The organism is Pseudoalteromonas sp. DY56-GL79, from assembly GCF_041414765.1.
Lineage (GTDB): Bacteria > Pseudomonadota > Gammaproteobacteria > Enterobacterales > Alteromonadaceae > Pseudoalteromonas > Pseudoalteromonas piscicida.
This window is the reverse complement of the sequence record NZ_JANHZS010000001.1, coordinates 153,418-173,024: the sequence shown is the minus strand read 5'-3', so window position 1 is coordinate 173,024 and position 19,607 is coordinate 153,418. Positions and strand designations below refer to the sequence as shown.

The window sequence follows — 19,607 nt, the reverse complement described above, 5'->3', positions numbered from 1 at the left end:
CTTAGTGGTACAAATAAATAAAGCAAAACATTGGTTAGACCTCAAAAAGCTCATACTCATTCTTGCCACATTATGCGTATTTACTTCGTTGCTAAACGCTCTGTTCTCAAGCTACCAAGTTCAAAAGCAAGTGATGGTAAAAGATACCTTGGAGGCAAATCGCGCTTATGCAACTAAGCTCGCGGATGTTACTGATCTCTTTTTACAATCAGTTTTGATGCAATTAAAAGCGTCGAGCGAAACTATCGCCTCGGAGCTAGATAACCCAGAGTTGGTCAATAACGAACTTAAGCAAATGCTTACTCGAACTCATAGTTTTGATTCAATCGTGCTAGTCAACGCCGATGGAGAAATTGTCGGTGCTCAACCCAGTTCACTCGGTGTTGTTGGGACTACGCTTATAAATGAAGCCGAAACATCGCCACTTCGTAAACAGGCACCTTTCATTGTAGGGCCATTTATCTCTCCCGCCGGAAATTTGATGGTGAGCCCAACACACCCAATGTTTGATAGAGAAGGTAAATTTGTCGGCTTTATCGCAGCTGGGATTTATCTAAAAGGAGATAATATCTTAGGTCGGCTTCTTGCTAACCACCATCATAAGGACAAAACCTATATTTATGTTACCGGCCCCAACGGTAAACTCATTTATCATCATGACGATCATCGTATTGGGCAAGACGTCACCAAAAATGAGGTTGTTGAATCATTACTCAGCAAAACTTCAGGTTCCGCCCAAATCGTCAATACCCAAGGGGTAGCAATGCTAGCTGGGTATGCTTCCGTAGCGACGAGTGGTTGGGGGGTCGTGGCACAACGGCCATTAGAGGTCACGATGTCACAATTATCGAACACCATGCGGCACGTACTCAAAACTACCATTCCATTTACTGTATTTTTGTTAATTTGTGTGCTTGGACTCGGAACCTTAATTGCTAAGCCATTATGGCGATTAGCTAAGTTATCAGAGCAAGTGGAAGATGGCAGAAACATCGACTTTCCACATGTATCCACATGGTATTATGAAGCCGCGTGGCTTTATCAGGCAATGCACAGTAGTGTTAAGAACTTAGGAGCACAGATCCAACGCTTTGACGATGAAAGAAAGCAAGATCAGCTGACTCATTTATTCAATAGACGAGGAATGGAAAAGTGGCTGGAGACTGCCTATGAGCAGCAAACTCCGTTTAGCATTATTGCGCTCGATATCGATCACTTCAAACATGTGAATGATACTTACGGCCACGATGTTGGTGATGTAGTAATCAGAAAACTCGCCGAGCTGATGCGCACTAATGCACGTGAACAAGATCACTTATGTCGTAGCGGTGGAGAAGAGTTTTTAATGTTTTTGCCATATGTAGACATTGATAAAGCAGACATAATTGCAGAACGCTTGCGTGCATGTACCGCTGAAACTGAGTTTGGTGAAGCTGGGCATATTACGATTTCACTTGGTATCTCTCACTGGCCGCTGTGCTCTGAGGATTTGCATCATGCACTTAAACTTGCAGACAGAAGTCTATATCAGGCGAAAGCAAACGGCAGGAACCGTGTTGAACATGCCGTTTTAGCCAATCACAATGTAGCATAATTGGAAATTTGATATTAAAAAGTGAAATTTGCTCCGAATATCGGTAAGATGCGTTGCAATTTTACCGTTACCAAATTTGGAGCTGTACTTTCCATGGCAAAAACATTGAAAGTTCCTCATACACTAGTCCTGCTACTAGGTATGATGCTAATTGCATTACTGTCGACTTGGATTATTCCACAAGGCTTTTTTGATACTGCAACTACTGACTCTGGCAGGCAGGTTGTGCTTGCTGGTACCTACCATATTGCAGAAGAGTCTGTTCATCTTACACCTTGGGATCTGCTAAAAGCTATTCCTCGTGCGTTTGCTGCTGCGCAAGACGTAATCTTTTTCGTTATGATTGTTGGTGGTGTACTCGCAATCGCACGTGCAACAGGCACCGTTGATGCGTTGATCGGTCGTTTACTTGAGAAAAATGGCGATAAACCACAAAAACTCATTTTTATGGTAGTGTTCTGTTTTGCAATCGCGTCAAGCGCTATTGGTACAGCAGGCGAATACATCCCGTTTGTGCTGATTTTAGTTGCACTCTGTAAAGCAATGAAGCTGGATGCCATGACCGCTGTTGGTATGATCATTGCCGGCTATGGTATTGGTTACGGTGTCTCGGCATTCAACCCATTTACGGTATTAATTGCCCAGCAAATTGCTGAAGTACCAGTCTATTCGGGTATATGGTTAAGATTTGCTATTTTTGTTCCATTTGTACTGATTGGCTTTCATCATGTATGGAGTTACACCAAAAAGGTACAACAAAACCCTGAGCACTCTATGATGAAAGACGTGCCTTGCCCACTGGCGGGTCAGGCCGCACCTAGCTATCCGCAGCTTAACGGTCGTCATAGAACTATTTTGCTTACTTTTATTGTGACGCTTGTTTGTGCAGTTTGGGGAATTGCCACTCAGGGGTGGTATTTATACGAGCTAGGTGGTTTATTTATCGCATGGGGTGTCGTGATTTCAATTCTTGGTAAACTTTCAGCAGACGAAGCTGCAAACCGTTTTATTGAAGGGGTTTCAGACTTGGTCACTACTGCCGTGCTTATTGGCGTAGCTCGTGGTATTGCCCTTATTCTTGAAGATGGTCAAATCCTTCACACGATTGTGCATGGACTTTCAACTCCTCTTTCTTATGTCGCTGCAGAAGTTTCGGCCGTTGGTATGTTACTTATCCAAACGCTTTTAAATATGTTTATTCCGTCGGGCTCAGGTCAGGCATATGTGACTATGCCATTGATGGTGCCTGTGGGCGACTTAGTTGGTGTACCAAGACAGGTTGCGGTACTTGCGTATCAGTTTGGTGATGGCTTCTCAAATATGATAGTGCCAACAAATGCGGTATTAATGGGGATACTCGGCATGGCCGGCGTTCCTTATACACATTGGTTTAGATTTTGTATGCCGTTGATGGCTAAACTCATGGTCGCTGCGGCAACTGTACTGATACTCGCTGTGATGTTTGGTTATGGTTTGGACGTACAACCGCAACTGTAGATAAACAAATTTTCTTCTTAGATAGCGTCAATCGGCGCTATCTCGCCTTTACTAGACTCAATTTCTCAACACAAAGCAAATTTATTGATCTGTATTTATATTCTATGTAGTTTAATAAGCTATTATTATTTATTAAACAAAAATCTTGGTCGGGAATGAGCCATACAGACTTCTATGAATTTAACGTTTAGCCATTTTTACAATTTAACATCTACTAATCAGCGATATCAATTCGCATTGAAACAGTTGTATGAACGATTTGATGCGGATCATTGTTTTGTGGGTAAGTTTATCGATAACGATAAGCGCGTAAAGACCGTGATGTACCTCGCGAATGGTAAAGAAGTCGATAATATTATTTATGACCTTGAAGGGACACCTTGTTTTGATGCTAAAGCAAGCAATGATGTATGTTGCGTCACAAGTGGTTTACAGCAACTTTATGAAGAGGATGAGATCCTTCGCGTTTTAAGCATAGAAGGTTATCTTGGTTTAACCTTGCGAGCATTAGATCATACACCCATTGGAATCATGGTCTGTTTGTTTAATAAAGAAAAACAAGTCAGCCTAGAAGAAAAACTATGGTTTCAAGAGTTAGGACACCTGATCTCAACGGAGCTAAGCCATAATTTAGAATTGACCAAACAAGGAATTTTGCTCAAACAACTTGCAAAAGGCGAGCAAATAGCGGACTTATGCACTTGGACGTGGCAACTTAAACAGAACAAACACTACTTTTCCTCTCATCTTAATCATCTACTTAAGACAAAAACTGATTCTCTTTCTCTATCATTATTACTAGATAAACTTACGATAGAAGATAGTGAGCGACTGCGGATAGCTTTAGAGAAAGTCAGACTAAGTGGAACTCGGCATGTTGATTTACAAGTTTCGTTGGCCTCTCGCACTGAACACTACGGGTTATTAAGAATTATTGGTCAAGTAGAGTCTGATGAGCAGCATAGCGATGAGCTTGAATTCACTGCGACCATTCAAGATATTAGCTATATTTCATCGCTAAATAAACAGCTCGAACTCACTAATGTTGTGTTCGAGCATGCAACAGAAGCCATCATGATCACTAACAATGAAAATAAAATCATTATGGTGAATCGTGCTTTTGAGCGACTAACGGGTTATACCGGCTACGAATTATTAGGCCAAGACCCTGCGGTGCTATCATCTGGTAAGCAAGATAAATCATTCTATGAAGCCATGTGGGCATCGTTGAGTACGGTTGGTCACTGGAAAGGAGAGATCCACAACCGTCGCAAGAACGGTCAGATTTATCCTGAAGAATTAACACTTAGCGTGGTGAAGGATGAGCAAGGTAAAGTCGTTAACTACGTCGGCATTTTTAGAGATATTACCGAATGGAAGCGTAATGAATCCCAACTTACCTTCTACGCTAACCATGAACCATTAACTGCGCTGTTAAATCGCCGTAGCTTTATGCAGCGCTTAGAAGAACAAATATCGGGTTCTAGAAGTAACAATACCAGTTGCTCACTGCTTTTTATTGGCTTGGATAGGTTCAAGGAAGTCAACGATGTCTTTGGTCCGGAGATTGGCGATAAGGTACTTATTTCTGTAGCTAAACGATTGAAAAATGCGGTTCGCCAAAATGATATTATCGCAAGGTACGGTGGTGACGAGTTTGCGTTACTACTTACGCGCAGCGATGTGGAAAGCGCGCTAAAGATTGCTCAAAAGCTCTCACAGAAACTTTCTCAGCCTTATGTATTTAATGAAATTACCATAGAAGTCACTTGTTCTACAGGCATTGCACAGCTTGAAGCAGGCTCTCGGATCACCGCAGCAAATTTACTCAGAAACGCAGCACATGCACTTAATAGCGTGAAAAAGACCGAGCGCGGACAGGTAGCCTTACACAATGCGGCAATTCAAAATGCCTATTTAAATAAAATAAAGCTTAAAGACAAGTTAAAACAAGCACTGAAAGAAGGAGCGCTTACCGTTTATTATCAACCAATCGTTAATGCTGATACCAACCACATCACAAAGTTTGAAGCCCTAGTGCGATGGTTTGACGATGAGTACGGCATGGTTTCGCCTGGCACTTTTATTCCTATCGCTGAAGAATTTGGTCTTATTCATTTAGTTGGACAGTTTGTGCTTGAGCGTAGCTGCCAAGACTTAGCAAAAATCCACCAAGCTGGTTTTACAGAGGTTGGGATCTCTATTAACCGTTCTGTTAGTGAGTTTAAAGCCAGTATTAATCAGGTGAAGCTAATCACCTCTGCCATTGAAAAAGCCAAGATCCCGTATGAAGCAATTACCATTGAAGTTACCGAATCGCTTGCTACAAATCGCTATACTTGGAAAACGCTTAATCAACTGAGGGAGCATGGGATCAAGGTTTCGCTTGACGATTTTTGTACTGGCTATTCATCATTAAGTAACTTGATAGAAAATCAGGTGGATTACCTAAAAATAGACAAGAGCTTTGTCGACAGCCTAATGTCTGATTACAACAAACAAGTAATGATTGACTGCCTCATTAAGCTCAGTGATAAGTTGGGAATTGGTGTGATAGCCGAAGGGGTAGAGCAGTTTACTCAACTCGAAAAATTACGAGAGCTCGGTTGTCATCACATTCAAGGATTCTTTTACAGTCCCGCAAAACCAATAGATTCCTGTCTTGAGTTACTCACAACAGACGCTTTTGCTGAACAAACACAAAGTGCATTAGAAAAATAAAGGTGTGATATTTTGATATCACACCTCAGAAATAGCAGATTGTTTCTGCGCCTTTATTACAACAGTGGTTTTATCAGCGCTGTGATCGCTTTAATGTGATCATCACGGCCGTTTAGTGCTGGAATATAGCGATACTTTTCACCGCCAGCAGACTCAAATACCTCACGGTTTTCAACTTCTAACTCTTCGAGCGTTTCTAAGCAATCGGCACTAAAAGCAGGGCTTAAAATAGCGACATTTTTAATACCTTGACTCGGAAAACTCTCGAGTGTTTTGTCCGTATAAGGTTGCAACCATTCAGCTTTACCAAAACGACTTTGGAAGGTCGTCATCACTTTTTCTTTATCAAGATTAAGTTTTTCAACGACTAAGCGAGTCGTTTGCTGACAAAAACAGTGATACGGGTCGCCTCTATCTAAAAATAGCTTTGGTGTGCCATGATATGAAAATACCAATTTATCCGGCTCTCCATTTGCCTCAAGATCTTCTCTAATAGAATTAGCTAAAGATTCAATATAAAGCGGGTGTTTGTGATAGCCATTAATAAAATGCAGCTCTGGTACCCAGCGCCACCCTCTTAGCACCTTTGAGATCTGATCAAAGGTTGAACCTGTTGTCGCGCTGGAATATTGAGGATATAGCGGCACAATGATAATTCGTGTGATGCCTTTTTCTCTTAACTTCTCAAGCCCTGATTCAATTGACGGGTTGCCATAGCGCATGGCAAGCTCAACTTCGATGTCTTCAAAACCTTCACTGCGTAATTGCTTCTCTATTTTATCAGTTTGCGCTCGACTAATGGTTATCAAAGGGGAGCCTTCATCGGTCCAAATTGATTGATAGGCATGTGCTGACTTTTTAGGGCGAACACGTAAAATTATGCCATGCAAAATCATTAACCAAATTAGTCTTGGAATTTCGACAATACGGGGATCGGAGAGAAACTCCGCGAGATAAACTCTAAGTGCTTTAGCCGTTGGTGCATCTGGGCTACCTAAATTTGTAATAAGAATACCCGTTTTGGAATTAAATCGGCCTTCATGGGGATTATCTGTTATGGCTGAAAAGCGAGACACCTAACGCTCCTTAGATTATCATTTTAATAGGATTATTTTACAAGAAAGGCTATACGGTAGTAAGCCTAATTTCGATCTAAACTGGCATAAATCAATTTACGCCTAAAATTAACTCACACTATAGTTGTAATTATCGTTAATTAATCCCTTCTCTATTGCTATTCATGGATTGAGGGCGTATTTTCCTGCAAATCTTTAAGGGAAAATCAATTTTTTGTTAGTTTTGGACATGTCTAATGAGAACCAACCACCCAGTAACCCAAAGAGAAAAAACCTTTTCTCGCGAAGTAAAACTCATCTCTGTCACTGATCTGAAAGGTAATATTGTTGACTGCAATCAAGCGTTTATCGATGTTAGTGGATTTTCCCGTGATGAGTTAGTTGGTCAACCTCATAATATAGTACGACATCCAGATATGCCACCTGTGGCTTTTCAAACCATGTGGACGCAGCTTAAAACAGGTAAGCCATGGATGGGGATCGTAAAAAACCGCTGTAAAAATGGTGATCACTACTGGGTCGATGCCTATGTAACGCCAATAACAGAAAATGGCAAAATCATTGGCTATGAGTCGGTTAGAAGCTGCCCAGATAGAGCGACGGTTGAACGGGCAAGTCAACTTTATACAAACGTAAATACTAATAAAGGAAGCAGTTTCAGTCTTCCCAAATTACGTTTCGTTTGGCCAGTATTTAACATCGTCTCGTCACTGGCACTTTGGTATTTTGCTTCAGAATCTGCAGGCTTTTTTTGGTTAATGGCCAATATGCTGGCATATTCAGCCTATGCAACTTGGCGCGATAAAGAACAGCTGAGACGACTAGAATCTGAGTTGGCGCACAGTTTTTGCGATGAGATATCTGAGCAAGTTTATTCGACTTGGGATGGCACCATGGCATCAATCCAAGTTCGTTTAAAGAGTGAAAGGGCACACCTAGATACAATTCTTACGCGTGTTGAACATGCGGCGCAAAACGTGTCAAAAGGAGCGCATACAGCGAGTAAAGAAGCGCGAGCAACTTATGCCGATTTACAAAAGCAGCAAACTGAGACTGAGCTTGTTGCCACTGCCATGAATGAAATGACAACAACCATCAACGATGTCTCTAACAGCGTGCAATTGAGTGCTAAAGATGCTCAGAACTCCCTTGATTTGACTTCTCAAACAGAACAGATCGCTAATAAAACCAAAATTGCTTTTGGTGATTTAAGTAATACCATTGCCGACATCCGCAATTCTGTTGAAGGCGTCTCTAAGCAAACTGATAAAATTGCTGCTGCCGCACAGATTATTGAACAAATCGCTGAGCAAACTAATTTGCTAGCACTAAATGCAGCAATTGAAGCTGCGCGAGCTGGTGAGCAAGGTAGGGGCTTCGCAGTAGTTGCTGATGAAGTTAGACATCTAGCACAGCGTACTCAAGAGTCGACGAAAGAGATCCATGCAATTATTGAAGAGCTAACCAGCAGCACACAAGCGTCAGTAGATATTGCTCAGCAAGGCCAAGAAGAATCGCTCCATGGTATTGAGCAGCTGAATCAAAGCACCGATATGCTACAGCAAATCACCCAAGCTGTTATCCAAATTAGTGATATGTCGATGCAAATTGCGACTTCGGTTGAGCAACAAGCAGCCGTGTCTGATGACATTAATCAGCAGGTGGTGAATATTGCCCAGCTTGCAAACAACAGCCTAGATAGCGCAGACAAAGTGCATCAAGAAAGTAAAGATTTAGAATCTACCGCAAAAGAAATGCACGAATTGATTGTTCGTTTTAAGCGTAAGTGAGTTTTAGCGTCGTGCACTTATTCATTGAAGATTCAAAAGGACATTCTCGAATGTCCTTTTTTCTTATATTTATAACTTCCGTTTTAAGCCCGATTTGGCGCGTTCTTTAATATTGGTTTGAATATAAATTTGATCGGTTGTCGCGATTTTGGCGTGACCTAAATCTTCAGATAGATGTTTTAGCGGGCGGTGTTGTGCATCATGTGTTGCACCTGTATGCCTTAGCCAGTGTGAAGTTGCGGCTTCGAGTTGCTCTGACTCTTCCGTAAAGCCATCTTCCTTTAGTTTAGCCACTGCTAAGTCAAAACTTTGCTGAACAATACGGCGTAATTGACGAACGTTCATACCGCCTTGACCCCTTAGTTTATGAACAATTGGGTAGGGTTCATCAACGCGAGGCAGGGCGCTTAATCCTCGGTACTGCCGATAACGCTTTAAATAGCTGATGAAGTCTTCGCTAAGCGTTACATCCCTTAGCTTATTGCCTTTACCCATAATTCTTAGGTACCAAAAGTCATCTTGATCTTGCCAAAAGTGGCTCATTACCGGTGACCAATGAGGGCGGTCTGACAGCTCTGAAATACGTAAATACAAACCCTTTAAACAAGCTAATACAAAGAGATTCCGTTCAAGGTCTGGTTGCTGTTCACTTAAATCACGAGTTACACCAAAAACATATTCCCATTGCAAATCACTCAGCGTATCAGGAAGATTGATTTGCGATTGAACAACTAAATACGGGCTATTTTTCTTAACCACCGGAACAAAATTAGCGAACGACTTTTCTTCTAAAATAGCAAACTTGTAAAACACATTCAGCGCGGTAAACATCGCGGCCAACGTTTGCTGGCTAGCACCATTTTCTTTGAGAACAAAGGGTCGCCAATTTTCGTTAACCTGACGGATTCCTTGGTTTTGCTTATAACGCCACTGTACAGAAGTTTGCGTCCATGCTTTATCTGGCTCTACCACAAAATCTACATACGCCTCGATGTCTTCGCGTTTTAGCTCAAACACTGACTTCTCAGCAACCAGCCACGACCATAAATAAAAGCGCTCAAGCTCATTACGAAAGCGGTTAAAAGTTGCTTCAGACTTACGACCGTAAACATACAAAAACTGAAATAAGAACTGTAGCTCGCTATGTACCGGTAGTGATTTACCATGACTAGCCAAGAACTTTGTCAGTTCAGGATACTCATGCGCAAGCGTATCATCTTCAAGATGGGCGATTTGATACCTAAGCTGCTTTAAGGTGTCAACCAGTGGTAAAATCATGGTAAGTCCGATATTGGTTAGTATTGGACATATTATAGTGATGTAGATACCTGTTATGCAATACTGTATAAACAAGCCTATAATTTACGTTATGTTAAATTATGAGGGCTAAAATTCCTCATCCTGTAGGTTTTTCTTTATTTTTCAAATATTCAGGCCCCCTATTCTAATTTCTACGTCGCATTACAGCAGAAGCTTGGGTGTTAATATCACCAATCATGCAGTTGTTCAGATCACCGCTAATGTTGTATCTCCATAATAGCAAGTAACTTTTTTAGTCGTCGTAATAATTAATAGCAAAAGGCATCGTTTACTTTGGATAGATATTATAAAATAAAGAATTATTTCTTAACTAAGTATTTACAGTTAGTGTTCTACAAGTCAACAATAGTAAAGAGAAGATCTCTAAATATTGAGCTCACAGTATTTTTGTAGTTGAAGATATTTTAGCTGCAAATAAGATGGTTGATGCGGTCTTGCAAAATTGTATTTTAAGGCAAGATCTGTTCACCTGAGCGTGGCCTTCTAAGACATAAACAATCCTTACCATTATTGTAGGAGAAAGTACCTAGATATAACTCAATGACGTAATGGTTGGAACTGTTGATGAAGGAACGCATATTTTATGACTAAAAGGAAATCTCTATGTTTAAAAAGATACTACTTCCAATCGCTGCAACTATGTTTTGTATTAGTGCGGCTAACGCCCTAACTCCACTAGAGGATCGTGCTCGAGTTTCTAGGATGAATGCAGATCTGCTGTTGCCTGATGGTTCTACGTTAAATGTAGACGTGTCATTCGATTGTGGTAGCGACTATAAGAATACGGCGCTGATGGTGATGAGTGATTCTGGCGCTCAGTTATTAGCGGCTGCTTACACACATTTATATGGTGTTGAAGCTGGCGAAGCAGTAATGCATTCTTGGAATAACAAAAAGAATGAAACTGATCCTCGTAAACCCACCTATTTGTTTGTGCTAGCAGAGCGCGAAAAACAATTTAATTGGACAAAGTCACAAAGTGGCAATCAAAAACTTAACAAAAGCTTAAAGAGTGTTACAATGAAGCGTAATATGGTTGATGAAACGGTAGTTGATGATACTAAAGTCGATTTGCCTGTTGTCGTAGCGGGTTGTGGCGTAAGAGATCACAATGCATACGAGGTCAACTAGGAAGTAAGGCCAGCTCTTGTGGTTGGCCGCATTTAATTAATGGATTGTCTCATGCGTTTCTTCGTACTTTTATTCCTAGCTGCTTTTTCGTTGCAGTTACAAGCGTTCCAATTTGAACATTTAAATGGTGTTGTTCATGACTCAAACGACAACTTTTATTTGTCCTCACACAATGGGGTATATAGATACGATGGCCGTCATTTTCTTCCTTTAAGCAAAGCTGCTGGATTACCCAGAGGCTTAGTTCGTGATATCAAACTGCAACATAAAACATTGTTTTCTTTGTATTCTAATGGTGACGTTTGGATCACGAATCTAACGAGTCTAGAATCGAAAAAAATAGCTTCTGTGGAGGCGACAAAACTAGCGTTAACAAACTCTTCGCTTTTCACTCTAGGAAGATATGATGTTAAAAGGATTGATATTGAGTCAGGAGTAGTCAGCACAATATACAGTAGCTCAAGCAGAGTTTTAGACATTGACGCGTTTGCAAATTTAGCCTATTTGATGACAACAGAAGGTGTTTTTTTAATACAAGATGGCGTAATAAAAACCGTTGAAGCACTAAGCATCGATAATGGCAATTTAGCGGCAACACCGCATGGCGTTGTTTATTTTGCTAATAATAGGATGAGTTACTACTCTACCCTACAGCAGCAGCTTATCTCTAATATGGAAATAGACAATGCTGATAATATCGTATTTGCAGCTCCCTATTTTATCTATTTTACAGATAACGAAAGCGTTAATGAAGTTACGCTCACAGACCTAAATATTACAAGAACAGGCATTAACACCAAGAAAAAGAACTACAGCAAACTACATGTGGATGGCAAAAATAGGGTGTGGGGTTTAGGCCTAAACACATTCGAGCCTATCGAAGTTGGTCTTAAGTCTTCGGAGTTGTCTTTAGGGTCTAAATATAATGTACTTGAAGGCGTTGCAGGAGAATTGTGGATTGGTACTACCAAAGGTATATTTCAAAAGGCTGGCAGAAATAGTGTTGAACCATTAGCTTGGTTAAATAGCCAGATATCAGCTCAAGCATTTGAGGTTACGGCTTTTCAACTCTTCAATCGCGGTCTTGCGATAGGAACCGATATGGGCACCTATTTCGTTGAGTTAGCGGGTAAGAAAATAACAAAAGTTCATGATGATTATGTGCTTAATTTCTCAGTGATTGATAACACATTGCATATCGCTACAAATGGCTATGGAGTTGTCGAAGTTAACTCAAACTTGGAATTAATAGTAGACAAAAAACTTAGGCAGTTGCTTCCTAGCCTGGAAGTCTTAGACATAAATCATAGTGGTAATTATATCTATGCAAGCACCAAACAAGGTTTGTTGGTTGTTGATACACAAGACTGGACGCGCAGTCTATTTGAAGATGGTGTAGTTGTCACTGATAGCTATGTCACAGAGGAAGGCCTATTTGCAGCGACTTATGGAAAAGGTGTCTGGTTTAAACCCAATAGTGGAGTTTGGCAAAAGTTAAGCTCACCAAGTTTTGTAAAGGAATTCGTGGAGTTTAATGACAATTTGTATTTAGCGACCAACAATGGTGTCCACATTTTAGAAAGAGGTGCAGATCACACAAAATTGGTACCAGGTACAAAGGCACACTCTTTCACTATCGGAAGCCTTAAGGTTCTGGGCGACAAGCTTTATGCTGCCAGTTCAGACTTTATATTTGAGCTCACAACGGCACCGTCTGTCGATCTTTCTGCTCCAAAGGTAACAAGTGTCACTCTGGATGGTAAAACCTATTTGGAGTTTTCTGAACTGGTTAGTCAGCATCCAGCTATTGAAATAACGATTAGTGACTACAATTTTGTAGATCAGCATGTCAACTCGTTTGAAGCAAACATAAACGATACTGGATGGCAAAAATTGTTAGCCGCAGGATTGCAACTTAGCAATCTAAAACCAGGAGGATACGATATTTTATTTAGGGTTGAGAATAAGGGACGCTACAGTGACGTTACGGCGCTGACTTTTAACGTGGCTGCGCCATGGTATTCAACACCTTTAGCTATTTCAATGTATGCTGCTTTAGTCTTTATCCTAGTGATAGCGATTTCTGTGTATATATATATTTGGGTGCAGAGTTTTCATAAAGTTTTCAGGAATAATCAACGCCAATACCAAAAAGAAGACTTGAGTGATGCTGTCCTAAAAGTTGCCGAGGCTAAAAAGTTGTGTGGCGGTAATGACATTACGATTTCAGAAGGTTTAGACAAACTCGACCAAGCACTTTTGAAGCTCGAACCATTGGCAAGAGGTCATGCGGCACTTGGCAAAGAAAAACTGAGCGTTGCTATCAGTATGTTGCAGGCTCATTGTTCATATATGAGTGATATGGATCTCGACTTCAATATTTCCATTGGTGAGACACAACTTAAAAAACAGTTGGAAAAGGACATTTACAGCGTAACCTACCATTGTGTTGATAATTCGCTTAAACATTCAAAAGCAACACAACTCAGCCTGTCCATTAGTAAACAACAAGATCAAATTCATGTCATGATTTCTGATAATGGTAAGGGAATGGCGCTTTATTCACGACTTCATTTCGGATTAGGGATCTATACCATAAAACAAATTGCGAAAAGCTATAAAGCCAAGTTGAGTATTAAAAGCTCAAAAAAAGGAACTGCTATTCACTTTGTGTTTCCTCTTTTAGAAATTGGCAGGCCGAGTAAAGAAGAAATTCAAAAAGAGGTTTTAGAGAGAATGCAGGATTAGACACCCTAGCAATATCTTTTTATCTTACAAATTTTATATTTCTTGGAAATATCAAAGCATCTTCGCTAAGGTCTTTACAAACTTAATGGTGTTAGGCTTCTAATAGAAAACAATCAGTTACTTTAGCTATATACAAAAAAACGCGAGGGTTTCCCCTCGCCTTGTGTATTGCTGTATAAGACAGACCTATTCGCAGTAATTCGCTACATACGTTAAATCGTTGATGTGCTCTGGACCATCCATAACAAAGGTCGCTTGTGCCGTATTTGGATCTAGTGTGTAGATCTTCGCGTCTTCACCTGAGTTACGACCAGATACGTATAAGGTACCGTCTGAGCTTACTGCTAAACCCGATGCCCAATTTACGCCATGCTCGCCAACGAGATATAAAGACATGTCGCCTTTGTCTAGCGTGTAAAGTGCTTTACCTGTTAGTACGTAAATTACGTTTGTATCTGCTGAATATGCGATATCACCGTGTGAGAAGTCGTCACCTGCATAGCTTAGTTTACCAAGCACTGTTTTTGCACCTGTTTGCATGTCAAACTCATAAAGATAAGTTTTGCTGCTTGCAAGTAATTTAGTACCGTCTGGCGTCACTGCTGAGCGGTATAATGGCCATGAAACCGCATTAGCAGCTAGAGTCTGCTCTGCACTATCTAGTGAAACTTTCCAAAGTGATGACGCCTTAGTTGCACTGTCGTTTTGTTCCATAAAGTAAAGTGCGCCATTGTGTGCAGCAATATTTGAGGCTGTGTTAGCGATGCCGTCAACGTATGCATAGGTACCATTAACCATGTCGAATTTATAAACATAGCTATTGCTGTCTTCACCAAAGTTATTGATGCCATACACGCCTACTTTACAGGTTACTGGCGGCTCTGGAGGTGTAACTTCCTCTTCTTCTGTTACGACGACGTTGTCTAATAACGCACCATATGAGTCAGAAGTACCTAAACCCTGAAAACGTAACTGTGTCGAACTACCTGTCGCTTCAACCGTATACTCGTACTTTGTCCAGCCACGGGTCGTTGCATTCATCGTGACTAGTGTATTATCGCCAAACCATGCACGTGCACGATTAGTAGAATCATTGTTTACCACTCGAGGTGAGTAATAAAAACTCACTTTATACTTTTTACCAGCCGTTGTTGGGATACTCTGGTAGATTGTATAATTTGCAGTCGAGTCAAGCTCTAGGTATTGATTGCCGTCTTGAGGTACGACAATACCAAGGCTTTGTTTTTGAATTTCGAATTTGGCACCTTCTCTGCTCCAACCTTGGAGATTGTCAAATAACGCCCAATCACCAGAAATATTGCCTGATGTTTCAAACGAGCCGTTAACGACTAAATTGTCGGCAGCATTTGCTGTACCGATAACTGACATTAACGCTAAGGTTGCAAAGTTAAGTTTCATAGCCACTCCAATAAAATAGAGTTAATGTAAATTTTTTGTTTACAATAACGTCGCTAAATATACTACCATTGTCGTATTTTTTTAGTTTGCGGTCAATGAATAACCGAAAAACCAGATTTTATGATGTTTTACGTCTCTAAATAGATTTTTAAATTGGTACTTTAGTATTGCTTTTGTGGCGTGGGAAATAAATGTTGAAACCTATCTGTCATTTTGGCTGAGGCTATGTATAACAAAGTCTTTAAAGCTAGTGGTTAATGGTACACCTAAGAATGTTTGTTTGATTGCAGTAATGAAAGTCTAAGTAGTAGTTCTCCTCGGAGGGCACTTGGCCAAGCGCTATCGTATTATAAAGCAACTCCGCTCCTTTTCGACCCATTTCATAGGGGTTTTGGCCAATATTGATTGTTGAAAGTCCCTTTTCCAAAGCTTTAAGTTGTATTTCTTCTGTATCTGCGGAAATGATCACAGCATCGTGATTCGTGATCTTCTCTTTGTAGGGCAATACGCGTTCAATATAATTAGAGTGAAATTGGGCGAAGCCTGCGACAGCAATAAAAATCGGGGGATTTTCATAACTTAGCAAGGTCAATAATTGACTTATCGCATCTTCGCGTTTACCCATTGTGTAAAGTGGGCATCGTTCGTACTCTTGCCATCCCTGCTTGAGATCATTTCCTGTTGTTGAAAGGTTGTCTGTTGTATGTGTAGCAAGTGCATATCTAACGCCATTGATTCTTTTATCTAAATTAGGTGTTGAGTGATGACCTGTTTGAATACAAAACGATTGAAGCGCAGCCGTTTTATAAGGTTTGGCAGCTTCTCCTAGGGCAACACCAAATGCAAAGTTATCGGTTCCTACATAGGCGAGACGGTAATCTTTATGCTCTATTAAAAGGTCAGAGTCAAAAGTGATCACCGGGATCTTCAATTGCTTCGCCTTTTTGAGTGAACGTGACACGAGATAGTTTGAATCGGTAGTTGATATTAATAAACCGTCTACCTTTTTATTCAATAGTTCGTTGATGATAAGGCTTTGCGTTCTAAAATCTTGATAGTCGTCTGCACCATCGTAGATACATTCTACATTTGGATGTTGTTTTGCAAAGTCTACACACCCTTTATACGATTGTTCATAAAAGGTGTCATTTTTAGTTTTGCCTACAACCGCGATGGTTATTTTCGCTTGAGTACTTTGACTCACTATCGCAAATAATATTAGCCCAAATACCAAGGTACAATGGGAGAATAGATTTTCCTTTAACTTCATGTTTAGAGTGAATTAATTTTCTTAAACTACTGCAAGCATAACGTAGATTCTTAGTAACGCAAATGAGGACAACATTCCATCTTGCGCTCACTAGTGCATCGCAGCATTTTTCAATACAAATTGATGAGCATCCATATAGCTTTTAATAGCACTTTGCGCAATTCGTATCGTCGCGGGTACATCAGTACTACCTTTATGAATGCAAAATACTTCCACTTTTTCCAGCTCGAATTCGGGATCTACACGCTCTAGGTTATGATTATTAAATGCGATGATTTCTGGCACTAACCCAATACCCAAACCGCTTTCAATGAGCCCTATTGTATCGCTAACTGAGTTGGTTTTGTGATGTGCTTTGAATGAAAGTGGTTTAACGATATTTTGTGTTGTATGGATAAATTCATAATTTGTGACTTTGCCTTCCCAAGAGTTTGCAATGTAAGGAGCGGTTGTGTCGTTAAATTCACTGTCCTTTGCTTTATACAGCACGTCTCTAAATGAACCAATATATTGCTGTGATTGCTCCACATCTGCGCTTTTTCCCACTCTAACAGCAAGATCTATCCCCCGCTCCACTAGATTGAGAGGGCGATCTTCATTAATTAAATTCAGGCGGATTTTAGGGTGTGTCTTAATCAGCTTACATAGTGCAGGTGCAACGATGGTTTGCATCAAAGCATAGGATGTTGTAACTGTTAACTGCCCTGCGAGTACTGATTGCTTTGATCTTGCTTTTTCCCAAGCTAATTCTGATAAATGGCTGATTTCAAGGCAGTATGCATAGAAGTCTTTACCAACGTTGGTCAATGATTGGCTTCGTGTGTTTCTATATAGTAGTGGTGTTCCTATTTCTTCTTCTAGTTTCTTGAGATGTTGGCTGATCACTGATTTGGACAAAGATAACTTCTCCGCGGCTTTGGTCAGTGATCCTGACTCTACCACCCCCTTAAATATCATCATTCTTCTTAGTTTGTTCATTTTGACTTCTCTTTTCACGTTACTTTATAAGATAAAGACCGCCACATCTAAATAAAATTACATAAATATTACATAAATTAAACATGTATTTTTAATAGTTATAAATGAAATGTGCTTTTTGGTCTATACCAAATTCAGCGGCACTTTCCCAACCTAGCTAAAAGTGGTTATTGATAATTTACTTAATCGTTTTAGGTTTAACCTTGTTTGAATTTTTAAGTCATTTAGATAACTTAAAGTGGCTGCGCTAACGGGCAGTTACTTTGATTTTTCTTTACAAGATTAGGTGGCTGACAATAGATTGAATTTATTTTCTCAACAAAAAATGTGCGTCTCATTTACAGCGGTAGAAACATTGAGTTCGATTTTATGAAACAGTTTAATTAAGATTAAATTTTGAGCGAAAGTGACGGTGAAAATAAACTGTTGACTATCCATCTGTAACAAATTCCTCTACATCTAAAGCTTTAGATGGCCAAGTTTTAGCTTGATTTTGTTAACTTTTATTTACTTAATTTGTTGTTTTGTAGATTGTATACCATGGTGTTTGGTGTTATTGGGAATGCAACTAAACCGCTCAATTTGTTAGAAAGTGTAGAAATTCTTCCATTCTTATTATCCCTATATCAATAATATTAAAAGTACATTTGGTTAACAAATTAACTACATGCACTTTTATCTTCAGTTGCACTTTGGAGACCGGTAAAGGTCTAGTGCAACTTAACAGTTAGAACACCGATTGATTAAGGAATATGAAAGATGAAATCAATTAAGTTAAAGAAAAGCGCAATTGCTATCGTAACGTCACTCCAATTATTTGGGCTTAGTCAGCTCGCAACTGCGAATACCAGCGTCCCAGAAATCTCACCAATTATGTACGATACACTTCAAGGTGATATCGAAGGTGCACCTTTGTTTGTAGATGTTGGTTCAGATGATTTTCTATTAACACAAGAGCAATGGCACACAATTCAAGTATTCGCTCAGGCTGCTGTTGGGTTACCAAACAACGAGTCTGCATTTCGAAGTTCAACGCGCTACCCTGACAACACGCCTTTGAATAACCACTATAAAGCGTTAATGGAAACGTTTGGAGAAATCAACGCATCTGGTCAAGACTGGAATCATAATATCTACCCTAGCGTTATTGATTTAGCGACAAAACTTGCTAACTACTCAGACACTCATGCACTGTTAATTAACCCGTTTATCAGCCAATTAACCAACTTACATAACGCTTCACTTACGGGGGATATGCAAGCTGCTGAGCAGAGTCGCCAAGCCGCAATTTCATTTCTCAATACTTTTATGAGTTTTATTGACTCAAACCTGAATAAAACAGAAGAAGTGGTGAATGAACTTATTAGTTTTCAGGGGGGATTGACTACGCATACAGGGGAGTTGGAAACGCTTGAGAGTACATTTGCTGATATCTTGAATAAAGATCAGCCTGCGAATATTCGCGAAAAAATTAGTACCTTGCAAAATCGCCTAAACAGTCTTAACAACGAAAAAGACACTAAGTTGAAGATAGTAGCAGGCCTCTCTGCTGGGGGACCTTTAGTGTTGTTAATCGGCGGTTCTGTGCTTGGCAGCCAAGTCGAAGAACTCAAAGATGAAATAGATAAGGTTCAAGCACAAATTGATAGTTCAAACAAAGACCTAGCACATTCAGTGAGCCTGGCCGCATCTTACGAGATTGCTAAAGGTCAAGTAGATGGCATGAATGATAAGATCCTCAAAGCAATCGATAATGTACGCTTAGTGCAAGTGCATTGGCAGTCTCTACTAGGAGATATGCGGTCACTTAAAGAAGTCTTAGAGCAACTAGACAGTGAAAATGCACTTCGAAATGCTAATGTTGTGGTAGCTGGTATTGTTTCATCTCCGCTTGCAAGCAGCGCAACAAACTCGTGGAAAGACATTTCAGACAAAGCGAGAGCATTTTTGCAAAACGCTTATCTACCTATCTCTGAGCAGTAATCAAATACAACATGCATTCCTTATTGCTATAAGGAATATATCACAGTACCTGAGCTAAATATGCTCAGGTACATAAGGAG

12 protein-coding genes are annotated in these 19,607 nt (G+C 40.2%); 7 read left to right on the top strand and 5 right to left on the bottom strand.

Annotated features, from left to right (window positions below):
- Window positions 1–4: 4 nt before the first annotated feature.
- The 3 genes from NO992_RS00640 to NO992_RS00630 all read left to right on the top strand — a co-directional run bounded on the left by NO992_RS00640 (window position 5) and on the right by NO992_RS00630 (window position 5,812).
- Window positions 5–1,594 carry a sensor domain-containing diguanylate cyclase gene (locus NO992_RS00640; protein WP_371373476.1) on the top strand — a complete coding sequence of 530 codons (1,590 nt, stop codon included), beginning with the start codon at window positions 5–7 and terminating at the stop codon, window positions 1,592–1,594.
- Between the two features lie 93 nt (window positions 1,595–1,687).
- Entirely contained in the window at window positions 1,688–3,091 is a 1,404-nt protein-coding gene (locus NO992_RS00635) for a YfcC family protein (protein ID WP_371373473.1), read from the top strand.
- A gap of 174 nt (window positions 3,092–3,265) precedes the next feature.
- Window positions 3,266–5,812, top strand: a complete 2,547-nt coding sequence (locus tag NO992_RS00630) for a putative bifunctional diguanylate cyclase/phosphodiesterase (RefSeq protein WP_371373470.1) — start codon at window positions 3,266–3,268, stop codon at window positions 5,810–5,812.
- A gap of 56 nt (window positions 5,813–5,868) precedes the next feature.
- Here NO992_RS00630 and hemH read toward each other — a convergent pair whose 3' ends face one another.
- Window positions 5,869–6,888 carry a ferrochelatase gene (gene hemH / locus NO992_RS00625; protein ID WP_371373467.1) on the bottom strand — a complete coding sequence of 340 codons (1,020 nt, stop codon included), beginning with the start codon at window positions 6,886–6,888 and terminating at the stop codon, window positions 5,869–5,871.
- A gap of 236 nt (window positions 6,889–7,124) precedes the next feature.
- Here hemH and NO992_RS00620 point away from each other — a divergent pair, with 236 nt between their 5' ends.
- Window positions 7,125–8,678, top strand: coding sequence for a methyl-accepting chemotaxis protein (locus NO992_RS00620; RefSeq protein WP_371373465.1), 1,554 nt, complete (start codon window positions 7,125–7,127; stop codon window positions 8,676–8,678).
- Window positions 8,679–8,747: 69 nt separating this feature from the next.
- On the opposite strand, the gene NO992_RS00615 is transcribed toward NO992_RS00620, so the two are convergent.
- On the bottom strand, window positions 8,748–9,956 hold the full coding sequence (locus tag NO992_RS00615) for a tyrosine-type recombinase/integrase (RefSeq protein WP_371373462.1): 1,209 nt from the start codon (window positions 9,954–9,956) through the stop codon (window positions 8,748–8,750).
- Between the two features lie 645 nt (window positions 9,957–10,601).
- Here NO992_RS00615 and NO992_RS00610 point away from each other — a divergent pair.
- Both NO992_RS00610 and NO992_RS00605 read left to right on the top strand, forming a co-directional pair.
- Window positions 10,602–11,129, top strand: coding sequence for a hypothetical protein (locus NO992_RS00610; protein WP_253103742.1), 528 nt, complete (start codon window positions 10,602–10,604; stop codon window positions 11,127–11,129).
- 51 nt (window positions 11,130–11,180) lie between these two features.
- Entirely contained in the window at window positions 11,181–13,877 is a 2,697-nt protein-coding gene (locus tag NO992_RS00605) for a sensor histidine kinase (protein ID WP_371373459.1), read from the top strand.
- A 186-nt stretch (window positions 13,878–14,063) separates the two neighbouring features.
- On the opposite strand, the gene NO992_RS00600 is transcribed toward NO992_RS00605, so the two are convergent.
- The 3 genes from NO992_RS00600 to NO992_RS00590 form a co-directional block, all read right to left on the bottom strand.
- Window positions 14,064–15,296, bottom strand: coding sequence for a DUF642 domain-containing protein (locus NO992_RS00600; RefSeq protein WP_371373457.1), 1,233 nt, complete (start codon window positions 15,294–15,296; stop codon window positions 14,064–14,066).
- Between the two features lie 247 nt (window positions 15,297–15,543).
- The gene (locus NO992_RS00595) at window positions 15,544–16,530 is read right to left on the bottom strand and encodes a substrate-binding domain-containing protein (RefSeq protein ID WP_371373759.1); all 987 of its coding nucleotides are present in this window, start codon (window positions 16,528–16,530) and stop codon (window positions 15,544–15,546) included.
- 126 nt (window positions 16,531–16,656) lie between these two features.
- Window positions 16,657–17,544, bottom strand: coding sequence for a LysR family transcriptional regulator (locus NO992_RS00590; protein ID WP_138527222.1), 888 nt, complete (start codon window positions 17,542–17,544; stop codon window positions 16,657–16,659).
- Between the two features lie 759 nt (window positions 17,545–18,303).
- Here NO992_RS00590 and NO992_RS00585 point away from each other — a divergent pair.
- Window positions 18,304–19,527: an alpha-xenorhabdolysin family binary toxin subunit A gene (locus NO992_RS00585; RefSeq protein ID WP_371373455.1), complete on the top strand. Its 1,224-nt coding sequence runs from the start codon at window positions 18,304–18,306 to the stop codon at window positions 19,525–19,527.
- Window positions 19,528–19,607 lie beyond the last annotated feature (80 nt).